Origin of the sequence: Streptomyces sp. NPDC048349 (genome assembly GCF_040651925.1) — a bacterium.
GTDB lineage: Bacteria > Actinomycetota > Actinomycetes > Streptomycetales > Streptomycetaceae > Streptomyces.
Genome location: NZ_JBEZLA010000006.1, coordinates 109731 through 128407, shown reverse-complemented (window position 1 = coordinate 128407; position 18677 = coordinate 109731). Strand labels below are relative to the sequence as shown.

The window sequence follows — 18677 nt, the reverse complement described above, 5'->3', positions numbered from 1 at the left end:
GTCGTGATCCGCTGAGGCGGGCAGGTCCCCCGGGGACCTGCCCGCCTTCGGCGTTCCCGGGACCGCGCGATCATGGTGTGGGCGGCGCGGTCGGCGCGCTGGGACGTGGGGAGACGGGGGAGCCATGTGGAGCGGTGACGAGCTGGACCTGGACGCGTATCTGGCACGGATCGGGATGGGGGGCGGGGGCCGGGAACTGCGGCCGGACCTCGGGACGTTGTACGCAGTGCACCGGGCCCACACCGGCGCCATCACCTTCGAGAGCCTGGACGTCCTGTTCGGCCGCCCCGTCGGGTTGGACGTCAAGGCGGTCGAGGACAAGCTCGTGCACGCCCGCCGGGGCGGCTACTGCTACGAGCAGAACTCGCTGCTGGCCGCTGCCCTGGAGCGGATCGGCTTCGAGGTCTCGGGGCGGGGCGCCCGCAACCGCACCCGCGGTGATGCCCTGACCCCGGTGACGCATGCCGTCCTGGTCGTCACCGTCGACGGACAACCCTGGCTGTGCGACGCCGGTTTCGGCTACCAGGGCCCCCTCGAGCCCGTTCCGCTGGGGGATCCGGGGGCCGAGGTGCGCCAGGGGGAGTGGACGTACCGCGTCCGGGAGGAGACGGACGGCGTTCTCGTCCTGTGCTTCCGGCGCGGGGGAACCTGGCGCGACCTGTACGCGTTCTCCCCGCAGCGGTACCACCCCGTCGACTACGTCCTGCTCAACCACTACAGCTCCACCCACCCCCGCTCCGCTTTCATCGGGCGGGTCATCGTCCAGCACCCGGGCGATGACGTCCGCCGAGCGCTGGTCGGGCGGGAGCTCCTCCGTCTCCACCCCGACGGGCGGGAGGAGCGGGAATCTGTCGGGGCCGATCTGCTCGGCGTGCTCGACCGGGAGTTCGGCCTTCGGCTGCCCGAGCGGGATGCGGCCGAACTGGTACGGATCCACCGCGCCGGGGACTGACCCGGGCCGCGCCGGGACCGTACGATGGCGCCGTGCTGGTCAAGTGGATTCGCTGCACGGTGACGGACCGACGCGGGTTCGAGCGGGGGCAGCGAAAATGGGCGGGGCTGCCGGGCGAGCCGGGATTCCGGGGGCAGGGCGGCGGCTGGAGCCGGGGCCGGCAGGGGGTCGCGCATGTCTTCGCGTTCTGGGAGAGCCGCTCCTTCTACGACTCCTTCATGGCCCGCAGCCACGACCGGCTGGCCGCCGCGCAGAACGGTACGTACACCGATCTGCGCGTCACCCTCTTCGACCACCGCTTCGACGTGAAGACCGGCTTCGAGCCGCGCTTCACGGATGCCGACGTGGTCCGGGTCGCGCACACCCGGGTCCGTGAGGGCCGGGTCGACCACTTCGCCCTCATGCAGGAGAAGGTGTGGAACCCGGCCATGGCGGGTTCTCCCGGCATGATCCGGGGCCTCTTCGGCGAGGCCCCGGGCCGGGAGTTCCTGGTGCTGTCGATGTGGCACGCGGCCGCCGAGCACGGCAAGTACCGCCAGGAGCGGGTCGAGCGGCTCTCCCTGCGCGCTCAGATCCAGGCCGACGTCGAGGCCCTGACCGGCGACGTCGTCGACCTCGAACCCTCGTGGACCGTCTGAGCCGGTAGGAACGTACGACGATCCGGCCGGCCGACCGGCGTGCCCGGCCGGTCGGCCCGGCGATGGCCGAATAGGGTCGTGGGATGGTTCGACCACGGCGCATCGTCCTCGTCCGGCACGGGGAATCCGAGGGGAATGCCGACGACTCGGTGTACGAACGCGAGCCCGACCACGCCCTGCGGCTGACCGCGACCGGGCGCGAGCAGGCCGCGGCGGTCGGCGTACGGCTGCGCGAGCTCTTCGGCAACGAGACGATCAGCGCGTACGTCTCCCCCTACCGCCGCACCCTGCAGACCTTCCGGGAACTGCGGCTGGACCCGGCGCGGGTCCGGATGCGCGAGGAGCCGAGACTGCGCGAGCAGGACTGGGGAAACTGGCAGGACCGGGACGACGTACGGCTCCAGAAGGCGTACCGCGACGCCTACGGGCACTTCTTCTACCGCTTCGCGCAGGGCGAGTCGGGCGCCGACGTGTACGACCGGGTCGGGGCGTTCCTGGAAAGCCTCTACCGCAGTTTCGAGGCTCCGGACCATCCGCAGAACGTACTGCTGGTGACGCACGGGCTGACCATGCGGCTGTTCTGCATGCGATGGTTCCACTGGTCGGTCGCCGAGTTCGAGGCCCTGTCCAATCCGGGAAACGGCGAATTCCGGACGCTCGTGCTGGGCCCGGACGGCCGGTACCGGCTGGACCGCCCGTTTGAGCGGTGGACCACACCCGAGCCCTACGACCTGGACGGCTAGAGTGGCCCGCGATGACCCCTGACTCCACTACCGAACGGCGCTACGCACGCGCCCTGTCCAGCCTCCGCGGGCTGGCCCTGGGGGACGCCCTGGGCTCCCAGTACTTCGTCCCCGTCAACTACCCGCTGCTCAAGCGGCGTGAACTGCCCGTCGGCACCGAGACGTGGCAGTGGACCGACGACACCGAGATGGCCTGCTCCGTCGTGGCCGTGCTCGCCGAGCACGGACGCATCGACCAGGACGCGCTGGCGAGCTCCTTCGCCCACCACCACGACTTCGACCGGGGCTACGGGCCCGCCGTGAACCGGATGCTGCGCCTGGTCCGGGAGGGCCAGGACTGGCGCACCCTGGCCGCCGAACTGTTCAACGGCCAGGGCTCCTGGGGCAATGGCGCCGCCATGCGGATCGCGCCCCTGGGCGCCTGGTACGCGGACGACCCCGAGCAGGCCACGCACCAGGCGGAGATCTCCGCCTACACCACCCACCAGCACCGCGAGGCCGTCTGCGGGGCCATGGCCGTCGCCGCGGCGGCCGCGCTCGCGGCGGCCCCGGCCGGCCCGCCGAAGGCTGCCGACCTGCTGGACGGAGTGATCGCCCTGGTGCCGCGCAGTGCCGTGGGCGCCGGGATCCGCCGGGCACGGGACATGCTGGACTACGGCGACGCGACCACGGTCGCGGCGGTCCTGGGATGCGGGCGGCGCACGAGTGCCCATGACACCGTGCCCTTCGCCCTGTGGTCGGCGGCCCGGTCGCTGGACGACTACGAGCGGGCGTTCTGGACCACCGCGCAGGTGGGCGGCGATGTCGACACGACCTGCGCGATCGTCGGCGGAGTGCTGGGCGCGCGCGGCGACGAGGTGCTGCCGGCCGCGTGGCTGGCGCGTACCGAAGCCCTGCCGGCCTGGCTGCCGGAGACGGCGGCGCGCTAACAGGACCCGGCCGCGGCGTCCCGGAACGGGGCGAAGGCCCCGTTCCCATTGTCACGGTCCTGCCACAGGAGTCTTTTGAGCCTGTTCAAAACTGCCTGACACCGGTCTACGCTGTCCGCTCCGCCGCCCCACCCGGAACCCGGGGCGGCCGACAGGGGAGGGGACCCGATGTCAGAGAACACCGGCGGTGCGGACGAGGCCGAGGACCGGACCGAGGGCGCCGTGCCCGAAAAGCCGGCCGCCGAACAGGGACCACCCCCCGCGGCCGCAACGCCGACGGGCAGCGGAGTTCCTGCCGACGCAGCCGCCTGGCATGCCTGGCAGCGACAGCAGGCCTGGCAGCGGACGACCGCGGCCCGGGCCGCGGCCTCCGCGCCGCCCGCGTGGGTGCTGGCGGTGCGGCCCGCCCAAGCCGCCCCGATCGGGACGGTCACCCTCGCCGCGACGGTGATCACCGGCCTGTGCACCGCCCTGCTCCTCGGCGACGGCATCGGACCGGGCCTGCTGCTGGCCGTCGTACCCGCCGTGGTCGCCGCCTACGCCGCCGCCCGTGCGGCCCGCCGTACCGCCCGCCCCTGGACCCTGGTCTGGGCGATCGGCTGCCTCGCCCTCCTCGCCGTACCCGCCCTGCGTGACTCGGCATGGCCGGCCACCCTCGCGATCCTCTCCGCCCTCCTGCTCGGAGCGCTGGCCCTGCACGGCAGCCGGACCTGGCCCGGGGTCCTGCTCAGCCCGCTCGGGATCTTCGAGGCCGCCGTGTCCGGGCTCGGCTGGGCCTGGGCGGGCCTGCGCTCGCGCGGCGGAGGCAGCAAGGACCGCTGGATGCCCGTGGCCAAGGCCGTCCTCGTGGCGGGGGTCCTCCTGCTGCTCTTCGGCACGCTGTTCGCCTCCGCCGACGCGGCCTTCGCCGATCTGCTGGGCGAGCTGACGCCCGACATCTCCATCGAGGACGGCCCCCTGCGGATCGTCCTCTTCCTCTTCGGGGCCTTCCTCGCCCTGGCCGCCGCCCGCGCCGCCGCCGCTCCGCTGCGCTGGGACCGGATCAAGGTGGCTCCCGGCAAGCCGAGGTCCCGCGTCGAATGGGCCCTTCCGCTCGTCGTGCTCAACCTGCTCTTCGCCGGCTTCAACGCGGTACAGCTGGCCGTCCTGTTCGGCGGCTACGACAAGGTCCTCGAGAGCACCGGCCTCACCTATGCCGAATACGCGCGCCAGGGCTTCTGGCAGCTGCTCTGGGCCACCCTGTTCACCCTCGTCGTGATCGCGCTGGCCCTGCGCTGGGCCCCGCGCTCCGGCGCCGCCGACCGCCGCTTCGTCCGCGTCGTCCTCGGGGTGCTGTGCGCGCTGACGCTGGTCGTCGTGGCCTCCGCGCTGCGCCGCATGGACCTGTACGTGGACGCGTACGGGCTGACCATCCTGCGGGTGTCGGTGACCGCGATGGAGATGTGGCTGGGCCTGGTCCTCGTACTGATCATGGCGGCGGGGGTGTTCGGCGCCCGCTGGCTGCCGCGCGCGGTCGCCGGGAGCGCCGCGGCGGCGGTCCTGGCCTTCGGGCTGCTGTCCCCGGACGGGATGGTCGCCGAGCGCAACGTGGCCCGCTTCCAGGCGGACGGCAAGATCGACCTGGCCTACTTCCAGAGCCTGTCGGCGGATGCCGTACCGGCCCTCGACCGGCTGCCCGAGCCCCGTCGGTCCTGCGCCCTGCACGGGATCAGCCAGGAGATCGCCGAGGCCGGGGACGTCCCCTGGTACGCCATGAGCCTGGGTGAGCACCGGGCGCGGCAGATCCTGCGCGAGCGACCGGTGACGGCCACGTACGAGGTCTGCTCGCGCCTGGGCGCCTTCGCCGGCCGCAGCGAGTACTAGGCGAGTAAGGAGGCGAGTGCTGGCGTACGGGGCCGTCTTCCCCGTGCGTACGAGGGCCCGGGCGCGGGGACGATCCCGCGCCCGGGCCCTCGTACGGCCCGGTTCACCGGCCCGTGCGTCCGGCTCGACCCGTGCTCGTGCGTACGACCCGGTGTCCGGACTGCTCAGGCGGGCGGTCCGCCCTTCGCGGCGACTCCGTTGAGGGCCTCCAGGTCGCTCTTGCGTACCCGGATCACCAGCACCGCGGTTGCCAGGGCGACCCCCGCCATCGCCACGGCGGCGCCGAAGGCGGTGGAGATGCCCTGCGTGAGCACGAGGTCCCCCCAGGGGTCGGGCAGCTGCCCGGTCTGCTGGAAGGCGGCCACGCTGCCCGGGTCCGCCTGCGCCATGAAGGCCGGAACCTGCTGTTCGCCCTCGGTGCGGGCGGCCGTGCCGAAGACGGTGACCAGGATGGACAGGCCCAGCGAACCGCCCACCTGCTGGCTGGCGTTGAGCAGGCCGGAGGCCGCGCCGGCTTCCCTGGGTGCCACCCCGGAGACGGCGGTGAGGGTGAGGGTCACGAAGTTGAGGCCCATGCCGAAGCCGAACAGCAGCATCGGCCCGAGCACCCCCGCCGCGTACGAGGAGTCGGTGCGGATGAGCATCAGCCAGCCGAGGCCCACACCGACGAGGGCGGATCCGGACACCATGAACGGCTTGGGGCCGAAGCGGGGCAGGAAGCGCTGCGAGAGGCCGGCGGCCGTGACGATGGCGACGGTCACGGGCAGGAAGCCGAGCCCGGACTGGATCGGGCCGAAGCCCAGGACGTTCTGCACGAACTGGACGATGAAGAAGAACATGCCGAACATCGCCGCGGCCAGACCGAGCATGATCAGGTAGGTGCCTGCGCGGTTGCGGTCTGCGAACATGCGGAGCGGAATGATCGGCTCCCGAGCCCGGGACTCGACGGCGACGAAGAGCGCGAGCAGGACGACGGCCGCCGCGAACGAGCCGAGGGTGAGCGAATCGCGCCACCCGTCCTCCGAGGCGCGGATGAACCCGTAGACCAGCGAGGCCATGCCGCCGGTGGAGGTCAGAGCGCCCGCGACGTCGAAACGGCCGGGGTGGCGCTCGGACTCCGTGATGTAGAGCGGGGTGAGGACGGCGATCAGCACGCCGATCGGCACGTTGACGAACAGGACCCAGCGCCAGTCGAGCCACTCGGTCAGCATGCCGCCGGCCAGCAGGCCGATGGCGCCGCCGCCCGCGGAGACGGCGGCGAACACACCGAAGGCCCGGTTCCGCTCGGGGCCTTCGGCGAACGTCGTGGTGATCAGCGCGAGCGAGGTCGGGGAGGCGATGGCCCCGCCGACGCCCTGCAGGGCGCGGGCGGCGAGCAGCTGCCAGGGTTCCTGGGCGAAGCCGCCGAGGAGCGAGGCCAGGGTGAAGAGCAGGATGCCGGTCATGAACACCCGGCGCCGGCCCAGGATGTCGCCCGCTCGGCCGCCGAGCAGGAGCAGGCCGCCGAAGGTGAGGGTGTAGGCGCTCAGCACCCAGGACAGATCGGTGGTGCTGAAGTCGAGGGCGGTCTGGATGTGCGGGAGGGCGATGTTCACGATCGTCGCGTCGAGGACGACCATGAGCTGGCAGGCGGCGATCACGGTGAGCGCGATTCCGGGGCGCCCCTCCCGGTGGGCCGCGCCCGGTATTCGGGGTGAGGCGAGTTGAGAGCGTGTCACTGAGGATCCCCCAAAGTGAAACAGTGGACGCGTTCGTTCACTTGCGGACCACCGTACGAGCCGGGGCGTGGTGGAGGCGAGCATTCACCGTGGCGGAAATTGGCGGGTACACCTCCCGCGGACCTCCGCCCCCCAACCCGAACGGGCGATTCTCGGCGCGGTGTTGGGAGGCCGGACGCCGACGCGTCTGCCGGTTTCGCGGACACTCCTTCGCGAGTGCGACCGGAAGGGCGGCGGGTGATGGGTGGAGTCCTGTCGTCCGGAGTGTGCGCGGCGGCTCGGTCGCTGATCAGGGAGCCGGTGCGGAGGGAATCGGGCGGGGTGGGGCGAGGCCGGCGGAGGGGCTTTCCTGCTGGGCCGGGGGAATGTGCAATCGGTGTGCGGAAGCGAAGGGCGTGGGTGGCTTTGCGGGGAGGGATCCGCGAGGGGGCGCTGCCGCGGACCGGAGCGAAACGGGCGAGGTGGGGCCGGGCAGGAGAAGGGCCTGGGACGGGGCGTGGGCTGGGCGTGGGACTGGGCGTGAGGCCGGACGACGGGCCGGGCGCGGGGCGGACGGGGGCCCGGGGGAGTGGCCCGGACGGGGCCGGACGCGGGCCGGACGCGGGGACGGGCGCGGGGACGGGCGCGGGCCGGACCCGGGGCGGGGTGTGCAGGCGGCGCGGGGCGGCGTAACCTTGCTGGCGCCATGCCGTACGAAGCACCCACCCACACCGTCGAACGCTCCCTCCGTGCAACCACCGGCGCCAAGGTCATCGCCGGGGTCGACGAAGTCGGACGAGGGGCCTGGGCCGGTCCCGTCACCGTGTGCGCGGCGATCACCGGTCTGCGCCGGCCGCCCGCCGGACTCACCGACTCGAAGCTGCTCACCCCCAAGCGACGCGACGCCCTCCTCGGCGTCCTGGAGTCCTGGGTCACGGCCTACGCACTCGGAGACGCCTCCCCGGAGGAGATCGACGAGCTGGGGATGACCGCCGCCCTGCGGCTCGCGGCGGAGCGTGCCCTGGCGGCCCTGCCGGTGCAGCCCGACGCGGTGATCCTCGACGGCAAGCACGACTACCTCGGTGCGCCCTGGCAGGTCCGTACGGTGATCAAGGGCGACCAGTCGTGCGTCGCCGTCGCGGCGGCCTCGGTCATAGCCAAGGTGCGCCGCGACCGGATGATGGCCGAAATCGGCGGTCAGGGCGGGGGCTTCGAGGACTTCGCCTTCGCCGCCAACGCCGGATACCCCTCGCCCGTACACCGGGCGGCGCTGGAGGAGCTGGGGCCCACCCCCCATCACCGGCTCTCGTGGTCGTACCTCGACGCGCTCCCCCAGTGGCGCCACCTCAAGAAGGTGCGCCGCAGCGAGGAGTCGATGGAGCTGGAAAACGGAGGCCAACTCGGCTTCGATTTCTGATCGCACCCATGTGCCACCGGCCGGTACGTTTCGTACCGGTGTTTGATAGACATCACCTCAGCCTCTCACCACGCCATCGAGGAGCCTCAGATTCACGAGAGTGCCCAGGGTCCCCGCGTCTCGCCGGCCGCGAGCCGCACCGCGCCGACCCCTCGTCCCGTACCTGGTCCGCGTCCCGCAGCCGTCCCGCCGCCCGGACGCCCCGGTCCCTCCCCCGCAGCGGCTGGCCGCGCGGGTGGTGTCCCCAGGCCCGCCCCGCCCGCGCAGCGTGCGCCGCAGGCCACCCCCGGACCCGTTCCCGCGGCGCCCGCCGCCCCCGCGGCGCCGTCCGTCTCGGCGGCGGTGCCCCAGATCCAGCTGATCCCGGCCTCCGCCGAGGGTGCGCTCGACGCCGCCGAAGAGGCCGTGGACCTGCTGCTCGACACCGGGCGCGCGCCCGGTGACATCCTGGTGCTCACCACCGGCGACCCGCACCCGTGGGCCGCCCACGAGCTGTCCTTCGGCGAGGGTGCCTACTGGGCCCTGCACGAGGCCGGGGACGACGTCTTCTACGCGGACGCCGCTCAGGTCCAGCGCGCCGGCGGCCGTCCCGTCGTCGTCTTCGCCGTCAATGGTGGAGCGGTCGACGCGGTCGCGGGCTCCCTGCCGGTCGCGCTGGCGCGGGCCGGTGCGCTGCTGATCGTGTGCGGTGACCCGCAGCAGATCAATTCCGTGCTGGGTGCGGGCGTCTGACGCCCCGTATCCCGGCACGGGCGAGGGGCGGGGCGGGCTTCGGACCGGCCCCGCTAAGGCCCGGCGGCCGGTGCGCCGCACGCACCCGGCCACGCACCCGCCCACGCCCGCGCCCCCGTTCGGCCCGACGGCCGTACGCGGGTCAGCGGGCGGCGGTCCGTCGCAGTGCCTCGGCCGCGCCGCCGCCGGTGTGCAGGGCGATCGGTGCGAATTCGGCCGCCGTGTCGCCGAGCCGCTGAGGCCGTGAATCCGAGCTGGGCCGTCGGCCGCCCCGGCCTTCGCCCAGGACCTGCCAGCCTCCGCGGGTCAGCGTGATGTACGCGCCGCAGCGCAGCCCGTGCAGGGTGCAGGCGTCCCGCAGCCCCCACATCCAGGCCCCGTCCTCCTCGGTCCACCGCTCGTCGCCCTCGCGGCAGTAGAGCAGCACCGCCGTGCGGACCGGGGTCCGGCGCCGCAGGTCGTGCGGGATGACCCGGCGCAGCCGGGACAGCAGGGCGTTGCGGTACTCCCAGCCGTCGGCCGAGGCCGACCGCTGCACGAAGGATGCGCTGGCCACCAGTTGCTCCTCCGGGCCGAGGACGGCGATGACCGCGGTCGACGGCTCGGGGCTGTGCCGGGAGTGCAGCCCGCTGACGACCTCGCGCGGATTGCGGAGCAGGGGTATGCCCGCCGCCGTCCATTCGGCGGGTTCCAGTAGCCGGCCGTGCCGGCTGGCGCCGCCGGTGGCCGTGGTCAGGGACGTGGTCGAGGGCGGGGCGAATCCGAAGGTCACGGTCCTCCCTTCGGGTACACGCCCGCGGACGGGCACGGCTGGAGTGTGGGCGCGCCGCAGCACGACCCACGAGGGTGCCGAGGAGTCGGGCGGGAGCCCTCCAATTCTCGCGTGGCCCGCGAGGATGCGGCAACGAGCAATTGGCGCCGCCGACCGGAATTCGCCGGTATGCCGTTCATATCCCTGCCCCGTCAGGCCGGAGATGACGCATGGGGCTAGGGCTGGAGCGCCAACACCAGCGGGAACACCCCCTTCGCGCCTGCCCGCCGGAGCAGGCGGGCAGCCACGGCGAGGGTCCACCCGCTCTCCGCGCGGTCGTCCACGAGGAGCACCGGTCCCGCTGCCTCGGTCAGTGTCGCGGCGAGGGCCGGGGGCACGCTCAACGCCTGGTGGAGCCCCCGCACCCGCTGGGCGCTGTTGGAGGAGGGCAGTCCGTACTCCGGGACCTGGTCCGTGTAGGCGATCGTCCCGAGCAGCGGCAGCCGCCCGACCTCCGCGATGCGTGCGGCCAGCGAACCGACCAGCTGGGGACGGCTCCTGGAGGGCAGGGCGACCACGCCCACCGGCCTGGCCGGCGCGTCGGGGGCGCCCGAGGCCCAACCGCCGGGGCCGCGTGCCCAGTCGGCGAGGACGGCCACGACGGCCTGTGCGACGTCATCCGGAATCGGCTGGTCGGAGCTCTGCGGGGCGAGCATCGGGCGCAGCCGGTTGCCCCAGCCGATGTCGGACAGCCGGCCCAGCGCCCTGCCGGTGGAGGCCTGTTCACCGGCCGGGATACGGCCCTTGAGGTCGACGCCGACCGCGGCGAGCCCGGTCGGCCACATCTTGCGCGGCTCCAGCTCCACGCCCGGGCGGCCCAGTTCACCGCGGGCGGTGTCCAGGGCGGTGGTGGACACGTCCGCCGTGAACCGGGCGCCTGCGCAGTTGTCGCAGCGGCCGCAGGGGGCGGCCTGCTCGTCGTCGAGCTGGCGGCGCAGGAACTCCATCCGGCACTCGGTGGTTGCCGCGTAGTCGCGCATCGCCTGCTGTTCGGCGGCCCGTTGGCGGGCCACCCACGCGTAGCGCTCGGCGTCGTACGCCCACGGTTCGCCGGTCGAGGTCCAGCCGCCCTTGACCCGGTGCACGGCGCCGTCCACGTCCAGGACCTTGAGCATCGTCTCCAGGCGGGTGCGGCGCAGGTCGACCAGGGGCTCCAGGGCGGGCAGCGACATCGGCCGCCCCGCCTGGGCGAGCACGTCCAGGGTCCGGCGCACCTGTTCCTCGGGCGGGAAGGCCACCGAGGCGAAGTACTGCCAGATCGCCTCGTCCTCCCTGCCGGGCAGGAGCAGCACCTCAGCGTGCTCCACGCCGCGGCCGGCGCGGCCGACCTGCTGGTAGTAGGCGATGGGGGAGGAGGGCGAACCCAGGTGCACGACGAAGCCGAGGTCGGGCTTGTCGAAGCCCATGCCCAGGGCCGAGGTGGCCACGAGCGCCTTGACGCGGTTGGCCTGGAGGTCGTCCTCCGCCTGCTGCCGGTCGGCGTTCTCCGTCTTCCCGGTGTACGAGGACACCGTGTGCCCGCGGTGGCGCAGGTAGGCGGTGACCTCCTCGGCCGCCGCGACCGTCAGCGTGTAGATGATCCCGGAGCCGGGCAGGTCGCCGAGGTGGTCGGCGAGCCAGGCCAGCCGGTGCGCCGCGTCGGGCAGCGTGAGCACGGCCAGGCTCAGGCTCTCGCGGTCCAGCGGGCCGCGCAGCACGAGCGCGTCGGTGCCGGCGCCGGTGCCGAGCTGTTCGGCGACATCGGCGGTCACGCGTGCGTTGGCCGTGGCGGTCGTCGCGAGGACGGGGACGCCCGGCGGGAGGTCGGCCAGCATGGTGCGCAGCCTGCGGTAGTCGGGGCGGAAGTCGTGCCCCCAGTCGGAGATGCAGTGGGCCTCGTCCACGACGAGGAGGCCGGTCGCGGCGGAGAGCTTGGGGAGGACCTGGTCGCGGAAGTCGGGGTTGTTGAGCCGCTCCGGGCTCACCAGCAGGACGTCCACCTCGCCCGCCGCGACCTCGGCCTGGATGCCCTCCCACTCTTCGGGGTTGGCGGAGTTGATGGTGCGGGCGCGGATCCCGGCGCGGGCGGCGGCCTCGACCTGATTGCGCATCAGCGCGAGGAGCGGGGAGACGATCACGGTGGGTCCGGCGCCGCTCGCCCGGAGCAGCGAGGTGGCGACGAAGTACACCGCGGACTTGCCCCAGCCCGTGCGCTGCACGACCAGCGCCCGGCGCTTGTGTGCGACGAGCGCTTCGATCGCACGCCACTGGTCCTCGCGCAGGCGAGCCGTGCCCGTGGGGTCGCCCACGAGGCGGGCGAGTACGGAGTCGGCCGAGGACCTCAGGTCTGCGTTCATGCCCCCATGCAACCCGATGCCTCGGACATCGCGCCAATGCTGCCCCGAGCCTGCGGATGTTGAAATTTGAATCAGTTATCCACAGGGCTTTCAGGATCGGATCTTGCGCGGGACCTTCGGGGCATGACGAACAACGACGCATCAGGCACCCCGTCCGACCGGCCGTCCACGAGCACCACCGGATCAGGCCCCGACCCCCGGATCACCCTGCGCAGCCCGGCCGAACTGGCTGACGCGCTGCCCTACATGCTCGGCTTCCACCCCACCGACTCCCTCGTCATGGTCGCCGTGCACGGAGAGGGCGGCCGCTTCGGCGGCCGGCTCCGCGTCGGCATCCCAGCCACCCCCGCGGAGTGGGAGGACACCGCGCGGCAGGTCGCCGACTGCCTCATCCGCGGCAGCGAGCGGCGCGGATGCAGGCCCGACGGCATCGTCGTCTTCCTCTGCCAGGAACCCCACCGCGGGGAGAGCGGCCAGCGGGTGATGACCCGGCTGCGGCCGCTCGCCCAGCGCATCAGGCTGGCCTGCGGCGCGCTGGACGTGCCCGTGCTCGAGGCCCTGTGCCTCTCCGCGGGCCGCTTCTGGTCCTACGTCTGCCCCGACCAGCGCTGCTGCCCGGCCGAGGGCAGCCCGCTGGCCGCGGTCGGCACCTCGGTGATGGCCGCCGCGGCCACCTTCGCAGGCCTCCAGGTCCGGGGCTCGCTCAAGGAGATCGAGGGCCGGCTGACACCCCTGGGCGGAGCCGCGGCCATGGAGATGGAGCGCGCCCTGGACCGGGCTGCCGCCGCCCTCGTACCGAAGATCCTCGACGGGGCCACCCGGGAGGAGGTGGGCGCCGAGACCCTCGCACTGGCCCGGGCGCTGATGCGGCGGATCACCCTGGCCCCGCCAGTCGAGGGAACCCACGCCGACGACCGGGACGACGCCCTGCTCGACCACGACGAGGCGGCCGCGCTGATCCTCGGCCTCCAGGACCGGGAGATCCGGGACATCGCCGCCGAGTGGATGGAAGACGAGGAGGCGGGACCCGCCCTGCGGCTGTGGCGGGCCCTCGCCCGGCGCTGCGTCGGCGCGTACGGCGAGCACGCGGCGGCCCCGCTCACCCTCGCGGGCTGGGTCTCCTGGTCCACGGGAGACGAGCCGACCGCCCGGATCGCCTTCGGTCTGGCCCTGCGTGCGGACGCCGACTACCGCTTCGCCCAGCTGCTCCACCACGCCTGCAACGAGGGCATCGACCCCGAGGGGCTGCGGCAGTGCCTGCGGGAGGAGCGGCGACGGCGCGAGCCCCGAAGGGGACGCCGCCCGGCCGGTACGCGTCCCCCCGGCCGCCGGGGCAAGGCGGCTCCGAGCCGCGCGTCCCGCCGCACCGCGGGGAGCGGACAGTGAGCCCGCGCCGGATCCGGTGCACCTCCTTGGTGCGGCGGATGCGCAGCCGCCTGGGCACCGTGGTGCGGCGCCGGCCCCGTCCCGGCCGCGCGCGGCTGACGGAGCGGCCCGTGACCCGGGCGGGGGCGCGGCCCGTGACCCGGGCGGGGGTGCGGCCCGTGACCCGGGCAGGGGTGGGGGCGTTCCCCTGGAGGGTGGCGGGGGCCCGGCCGCGCCGCCGCCCAGCTGAACCGACCGGAGCGCAGACAAGGCGACGCATGTCTCACCCCGCACCCCTCCGACCACCCGGAGTGCCTGCCGCCCGCAGGCACGAGCTGCCGCCCGTCCACGGCGCCGTCATCTGCGTCGCCGCGCCCTGCCTGGTCATCTCGCCCGAACACGGCCAGCTGACGGGGCGGGGGATCGACGGGATCTACCGCGCCGGGCGCCGGCTGCTCTCCCGGTGCGTCCTGCGCGTCGCGGGGCGGGAGCCGGTGGCCCTCAAAGGGCGGAGCCTCGGCGCCGACCGGGCCGCCTTCCACGCGACGGTGCGCACCGGGGCGGAGCCCGGCCCCGACCCCGACATCGGAGTGGAACGGGTCCGGCACGCGGACGGCACCGAGCGGATCACCGTGCGCAGCTTCGCCAGCCGGCCGGTCCGGTTGCCGGTGGAGGTGCTGCTCGGCACCGATCTGGCAGAGCTGGCCGCCGTGGCCGCCGGGCACGCCGTGCCGGAGCTGCCGGCCGCGGTGCACGCGGCGGGCCTGCGGTGGAGCACCGGCGGGGCGCAGGCCGTCACCGTCGCCGAGCCTCCGCCGGACGACGCACTGGCCTCCCCCGGGCTGCTGCGCTGGCAGTTCGAACTGGCCCCGGGCGAGTCGCGCACCATCGAGCTGCGGACCACGCAGGACCGGGTCACCCGAGCACCGGCCTGCCAGGTGGCCAATCCGCTCGCCGACGCCAGGGCCGAAGGGGACGATCCGAGAGCCGAGGCCTGGTTCCGCACCAGCGTGGAGGACTTGGGGGCGCTGCTGCTGAGGGACTCCGCAGAGCCGGGCGACGCCTTCGTGGCCGCAGGGGTGCCGTGGAGGCTGGGACTGGCCCCGGCGGAATCGCTCTGGGCCGCCCGGATGGCACTGCCGCTCGGGACCGGACTGGCCGAGGCCACCCTGAGGATCCTGGCCCGGAGCCAGAGCGGCGGGAGCGGCCCCGACGCGGGCAAGATCCCGGGCCCACTGCGCGGGGCGGGCCCCCAGCTCCCACCCGGGTGCACCGGAACGGAGGCGACCTTGGCCTTCCCCGCGGTGCTCGCCGAGGCCCGGCTCTGGGGGATGGGGGAGGAGGAGGTGGCCCGGCTGCTCCCCGCCGCCGAGCGGTGCCTCGCATGGATGCGGGGCGCCCTGGGCGAGGACGGTTTCCTGGCCGATCCCCACCCCGGACCCCGCCGCTGCGAGACCCAGGCCCACGCCCACCGGGCCGCGCTGCTCGGCGCCGACCTGCTCGCCGCGCTCGGGCGGCCCGGAGCCGAGGAATGGCGGCAGTGGGCGGCCGCGCTGCGGGAGCGGTTCCGGGCCGAGTTCTGGATCGACGGGCCTGACGGGGGCAGGCCCGCGGCGGCCCTGCATCCCGACGGTCGGCCGCTGCCCCGGCTCACGGGGGCCGCTGCGCACCTGCTCGACACCGGACTCCTCAGTGGCGGACGGCTCGCACCGGGGCTCCTGGACCGGGCCGGCACCGAGCAGGTGGCCCGGCTGCTCGGGGCCCCCGCCATGGACTGCGGCTGGGGCCTGCGGAGCATGGCCGCCAGGGAGCCCGGACACAACCCCTTCGGCCACCGCTCCGGTGCGGTCCGGGCGTACGAGAGCGCGGTGGCGGTGGCGGGGCTGGCGCAGGCGGGCTTCGAGAAGGAGGCCGCGGGGCTGCTGCGCGGCCTGCTGGACGCGGCGGAAAGCTTCGGCTACCGGCTGCCGGAGATGTTCGCCGCCGAGCAGCGCGTCGCCGGCAGTGCCCCGCTCCCGCATCCGGCGGCCTGCCGCCCGGCCGCGGTGGCCGCGGCGGCCGGGATCCACGTCCTGACCGCCCTCGCCGGAATCCGTCCCGACGCCCCCGCGGGCACGGTCGCCCTCGTCCCGCTCCCCGGCGCACCCCTCGGCGCACTGCGCCTTTCCGGCCTGCGGGTATCGGGGGAGCCCTTCGCCGTCCGGGTCAGCCGGCTCGGCCTCGGCATGGTGGAGGAGGCCGCCGATGTGCTCCAACTGGGAGGTTAGGGAGGTTCTGTCGGCGGGGCCGGACGCCCCCGGCCCGCAGAACGGCGTCTTCAAGGTCACCAAAGCGCTGTTTATCGTCAGGCAGACGACTATGATCGCGGCATGTCGCCCTACGACCCGTCGGCCTTTCCGCCCTTTGCCGTCACCGTCGACCTGGTCGTGCTCACCGTGCGGCGCCACGCACTGTGTGCGCTGGTCGTCCGGCGGGGTGAGCAGCCGTTCCAGGGGCGCTGGGCGCTGCCCGGCGGATTCGTGCGCGGGGACGAGGACCTCGCGGCCGCCGCGGCCCGCGAGCTCTCCGAGGAGACCGGCCTGTGCGCACACGACCCCGCCGTACCCGGTGTGGGCAACGGGGCCCATCTCGAACAGCTGGCCACCTACGGTGATCCGAAGCGCGATCCGCGCATGCGCGTGGTCAGCGTGGCGCACCTCGTCCTGGCCCCCGACCTGCCGGCGCCCCGCGCCGGCGGGGACGCCAACAGCGCCCGCTGGGCCCCCGTCGACGAACTGCTGGCATCCGAGGAGCAGACCTCCGCCGGACTCGCCTTCGACCACGCCCGGATCCTCGCCGACGGCGTCGAGCGGGCCCGCTCGAAGATCGAGTATTCCTCTCTGGCCACCGCCTTCTGCCCGCCGGAATTCACCGTCGGCGAGCTGCGCCGGGTCTACGAGGCCGTCTGGGGCGTGGCCCTCGATCCGCGGAACTTCCACCGCAAGGTCACCGGGACCCCCGGGTTCCTGGTGCCGGCCGGGGGGACGACGACCCGTCAGGGCGGGCGGCCCGCCCAGCTGTTCCGCGCCGGCGGGGCCACCCTGCTCAACCCGCCGATGCTGCGTCCCGAGGTCTGACGCTGCGAGGCCGGGCCCGGGCAGGGCCGTCGGTCCCCGCACCGGCCTCCTGCCCGATCCGGCGGCAATATCGCCGTCCCGCCGGACCGGTTGCGTAGTAAATCGGACATATCGCGTTATCTTGCTTGCGGTACCCACGCTGCCGCAAAGCGGTCTCACCCCCCGCGAGAGAAGCGATGCTCCAGGCCATCGGACTCACCAGCACCCCCCGTCCCGACGCCCCGCCCCTCGTGGACGACCTCACCTTCGAGGTCCGCCCGGGGAGCGTGACCGCCCTGCTCGGCGCCCCGGGATCGGGCAAGACCACCGCACTGCGGCTCATGCTCGAACTCGCACCGGGCCGCGGCGTCACCTACTTCCGCGGTCGCCCGCTGCACCGGATCCCGTATCCCGGCCGTGAGGTCGGCGTACTGCTCGGCGACGTCCCCGGCAACCCCGCGCGCACCGTACGCAACCAGCTGCGGATGCTCTGCGCCGCCGCGGGGGTGCCCGCCTCCCGGGCCGACACCATGCTCGAGGTCGTCGGGATCGCCGGTCTGCGGGACCAGCGGCTCGGCTCGCTCTCCCTGGGCATGGAACGACGGGTCGCGCTGGCTGCGGTGCTGCTCGCCGACCCCTGCACCCTGCTGCTGGACGAGCCCGCCGCCGGCCTCTCGCCCCGCGAGAGCGGCTGGCTGTACGGGCTGCTGCGCGGCCACGCCTCTCTCGGCGGAGCGGTGCTCTTCACCACCGACGACGCCAAGGAGGCCGCCCGCCACGCAGACCGGGTCGTCAGCATCGAGGCGGGCCGGCTCGTCGCGGACCAGGACGCCGTCGAGTTCGCCCGGACCCGGCTGCGGCCGCGGGTCGCCGTGCGCACCCCGCACGCGGCCCGGCTGGCCGACGTACTGGGCCGGGAGGCCCGGGCCGCCCAGCGCGCGGTGGAGATCGTGGAAGAGAGCGGCAGCCGCCTGTCGGTGTACGGCAGCAGCTGCGCTGAGGTCGGGGAGGCGGCGTTCAAGCACGGCGTGCTGGTCCACCGGCTCGCCGACGAGACCGGAGACACCGGCGCGCCCGCGTCGCCGGTCCCGCACGCCCGGGCCGCCGCCGATGCGTCCGGCGCCGACGCGGCGTCCGGCGTGGACGCCAGCCGCGCGGACCCTGCGGGCGGGCTTCCCGGAACGGACCCCGGCGCGTCGCAGGACGGGGCGGCCGGCTGGGGCGGGCGGTCCCGGCGCGCCCGGTACGGGCGGCCCGCCTCCGCGGTGCGCCGCGTCGGCGGCCCCATGCGGCCGCTGCGCTACGAGCTGCTCCGGGTCTTCGGCACGGCCACCCCGGTCCTCACCACCGCACTCGTCACCGTCGTCTCCGTCCTGACCGCCCTCGTCCTGGCCCGGGCCGGGCACACCCCGCAGAACCGGCTCCTCGCCGCCTGGCCCGAGTTCCTCCCGCTGCCGCCCGCGGCCCTCGGTGCGGGGCTGCTCGGCGCCCTGGCCTTCGGCGAGGAGTACCGCTACCCCGCGCTCGCCGCCGATCGCGGCACCGTGCCCCGCCGGATGGGACTGCTCACCGCCAAACTCGGCGTCTGCGGCGTCCTCGCCCTCCTGCTGGGCGCCTTGGTGGTGGTGGCCGACGCCGGCGCCCTGGCCCTCGTCTTCGACAGCGGCCCGCTGCGCACTCCGGTGGAGTGGCTTTCCCCGGCTGCGAGTTGGGCGGGGCTGCTCATCGGCTGCGCCTGGGCCGGCGTCCTGGCCTCGGGCGTCTTCCGGTCCGCCACCGCGGGCCTGGCCGCGGTGCTCGCCGTGCCGGTGATGGTGGTGCCGCTGGTGCGCAAGGTGCTGGAGGGCTCCTCTGCGTACCCGGTCACCGGCCTCGGGCCGCGGCTGCGGAGCCTGACCTGGGTGCAGTGGCCGCCGGAAGCGGACCGACTGGTCATGGGGGCCTTGCGGGTGATGGCCCAACCCGTCGGCACGGCGCTGGTGTTGTCGCTGATGGTCCTGTTGTGCGCCTATGGGTTCACCGGACTGCGCAGCCGGGTCCGTTGGTGATCGTTCCGATGCGCAGAAGGGCCGTACGGGACCGTTGGAGTCCACCTCGCG

The 18677-nt window shown here is 74.3% G+C and carries 14 protein-coding genes; 11 read left to right on the top strand and 3 right to left on the bottom strand.

Translation table 11 applies throughout. The features are described 5' to 3' along the window. The first annotated feature begins 124 nt into the window (after window positions 1-124). The 5 genes from AB0D44_RS06085 to AB0D44_RS06065 all read left to right on the top strand — a co-directional run bounded on the left by AB0D44_RS06085 (window position 125) and on the right by AB0D44_RS06065 (window position 5125). Complete coding sequence (locus AB0D44_RS06085) at window positions 125-952, top strand: arylamine N-acetyltransferase (RefSeq protein ID WP_362585063.1); 828 nt, start codon at window positions 125-127, stop codon at window positions 950-952. A 32-nt stretch (window positions 953-984) separates the two neighbouring features. After that, window positions 985-1590, top strand: a complete 606-nt coding sequence (locus AB0D44_RS06080) for a YdbC family protein (RefSeq protein ID WP_319728923.1) — start codon at window positions 985-987, stop codon at window positions 1588-1590. Between the two features lie 83 nt (window positions 1591-1673). Continuing rightward, window positions 1674-2333, top strand: a complete 660-nt coding sequence (locus tag AB0D44_RS06075) for a histidine phosphatase family protein (protein ID WP_362585061.1) — start codon at window positions 1674-1676, stop codon at window positions 2331-2333. Window positions 2334-2344: 11 nt separating this feature from the next. Further along, window positions 2345-3262 carry an ADP-ribosylglycohydrolase family protein gene (locus AB0D44_RS06070; protein WP_362585058.1) on the top strand — a complete coding sequence of 306 codons (918 nt, stop codon included), beginning with the start codon at window positions 2345-2347 and terminating at the stop codon, window positions 3260-3262. A gap of 168 nt (window positions 3263-3430) precedes the next feature. Beyond that, window positions 3431-5125 (top strand): DUF4173 domain-containing protein, encoded by a 1695-nt coding sequence (locus tag AB0D44_RS06065; RefSeq protein ID WP_362585055.1) that lies wholly within the window; start codon window positions 3431-3433, stop codon window positions 5123-5125. Window positions 5126-5289: 164 nt separating this feature from the next. Here AB0D44_RS06065 and AB0D44_RS06060 read toward each other — a convergent pair whose 3' ends face one another. Continuing rightward, window positions 5290-6843, bottom strand: coding sequence for an MFS transporter (locus AB0D44_RS06060; protein ID WP_362585053.1), 1554 nt, complete (start codon window positions 6841-6843; stop codon window positions 5290-5292). A 685-nt stretch (window positions 6844-7528) separates the two neighbouring features. Here AB0D44_RS06060 and AB0D44_RS06055 point away from each other — a divergent pair. Both AB0D44_RS06055 and AB0D44_RS06050 read left to right on the top strand, forming a co-directional pair. Further along, on the top strand, window positions 7529-8239 hold the full coding sequence (locus AB0D44_RS06055; RefSeq protein WP_362585050.1) for a ribonuclease HII: 711 nt from the start codon (window positions 7529-7531) through the stop codon (window positions 8237-8239). Window positions 8240-8314: 75 nt separating this feature from the next. Further along, window positions 8315-8971 carry a hypothetical protein gene (locus AB0D44_RS06050; protein WP_362585167.1) on the top strand — a complete coding sequence of 219 codons (657 nt, stop codon included), beginning with the start codon at window positions 8315-8317 and terminating at the stop codon, window positions 8969-8971. A gap of 142 nt (window positions 8972-9113) precedes the next feature. Here the strand turns inward: AB0D44_RS06050 and AB0D44_RS06045 are convergent, their stop codons facing one another. Both AB0D44_RS06045 and AB0D44_RS06040 read right to left on the bottom strand, forming a co-directional pair. Continuing rightward, window positions 9114-9743 (bottom strand): hypothetical protein, encoded by a 630-nt coding sequence (locus tag AB0D44_RS06045; RefSeq protein WP_362585048.1) that lies wholly within the window; start codon window positions 9741-9743, stop codon window positions 9114-9116. Window positions 9744-9958: 215 nt separating this feature from the next. Further along, window positions 9959-12118 (bottom strand): RecQ family ATP-dependent DNA helicase, encoded by a 2160-nt coding sequence (locus tag AB0D44_RS06040; RefSeq protein WP_362585045.1) that lies wholly within the window; start codon window positions 12116-12118, stop codon window positions 9959-9961. 123 nt (window positions 12119-12241) lie between these two features. Here AB0D44_RS06040 and AB0D44_RS06035 point away from each other — a divergent pair, with 123 nt between their 5' ends. From AB0D44_RS06035 to AB0D44_RS06020, 4 genes are all read left to right on the top strand, one after another. Next, window positions 12242-13504 (top strand): DUF4192 domain-containing protein, encoded by a 1263-nt coding sequence (locus AB0D44_RS06035; protein WP_362585042.1) that lies wholly within the window; start codon window positions 12242-12244, stop codon window positions 13502-13504. Between the two features lie 257 nt (window positions 13505-13761). After that, on the top strand, window positions 13762-15750 hold the full coding sequence (locus AB0D44_RS06030; protein ID WP_362585039.1) for a glycogen debranching N-terminal domain-containing protein: 1989 nt from the start codon (window positions 13762-13764) through the stop codon (window positions 15748-15750). 102 nt (window positions 15751-15852) lie between these two features. After that, a complete protein-coding gene (locus tag AB0D44_RS06025; protein ID WP_362585036.1) occupies window positions 15853-16599 on the top strand; it encodes an NUDIX domain-containing protein in 747 nt (248 codons plus the stop codon). Window positions 16600-16775: 176 nt separating this feature from the next. Beyond that, window positions 16776-18626 carry an ABC transporter ATP-binding protein gene (locus AB0D44_RS06020; RefSeq protein ID WP_362585034.1) on the top strand — a complete coding sequence of 617 codons (1851 nt, stop codon included), beginning with the start codon at window positions 16776-16778 and terminating at the stop codon, window positions 18624-18626. Window positions 18627-18677 lie beyond the last annotated feature (51 nt).

What these genes read in the sequence shown, in the direction of transcription:
- AB0D44_RS06070 (WP_362585058.1), top strand. Translation starts at nt 2,345, where the DNA reads ATGACCCCTGACTCCACTACCGAACGGCGCTACGCACGCGCCCTGTCC.
- AB0D44_RS06065 (WP_362585055.1), top strand. Translation starts at nt 3,431, where the DNA reads ATGTCAGAGAACACCGGCGGTGCGGACGAGGCCGAGGACCGGACCGAG.
- AB0D44_RS06020 (WP_362585034.1), top strand. Translation starts at nt 16,776, where the DNA reads ATGCTCCAGGCCATCGGACTCACCAGCACCCCCCGTCCCGACGCCCCG.
- AB0D44_RS06040 (WP_362585045.1), bottom strand. Translation starts at nt 12,118, where the DNA reads ATGAACGCAGACCTGAGGTCCTCGGCCGACTCCGTACTCGCCCGCCTC.
- AB0D44_RS06025 (WP_362585036.1), top strand. Translation starts at nt 15,853, where the DNA reads ATGTCGCCCTACGACCCGTCGGCCTTTCCGCCCTTTGCCGTCACCGTC.
- AB0D44_RS06075 (WP_362585061.1), top strand. Translation starts at nt 1,674, where the DNA reads ATGGTTCGACCACGGCGCATCGTCCTCGTCCGGCACGGGGAATCCGAG.
- AB0D44_RS06030 (WP_362585039.1), top strand. Translation starts at nt 13,762, where the DNA reads ATGTCTCACCCCGCACCCCTCCGACCACCCGGAGTGCCTGCCGCCCGC.
- AB0D44_RS06085 (WP_362585063.1), top strand. Translation starts at nt 125, where the DNA reads ATGTGGAGCGGTGACGAGCTGGACCTGGACGCGTATCTGGCACGGATC.
- AB0D44_RS06035 (WP_362585042.1), top strand. Translation starts at nt 12,242, where the DNA reads ATGACGAACAACGACGCATCAGGCACCCCGTCCGACCGGCCGTCCACG.
- AB0D44_RS06055 (WP_362585050.1), top strand. Translation starts at nt 7,529, where the DNA reads ATGCCGTACGAAGCACCCACCCACACCGTCGAACGCTCCCTCCGTGCA.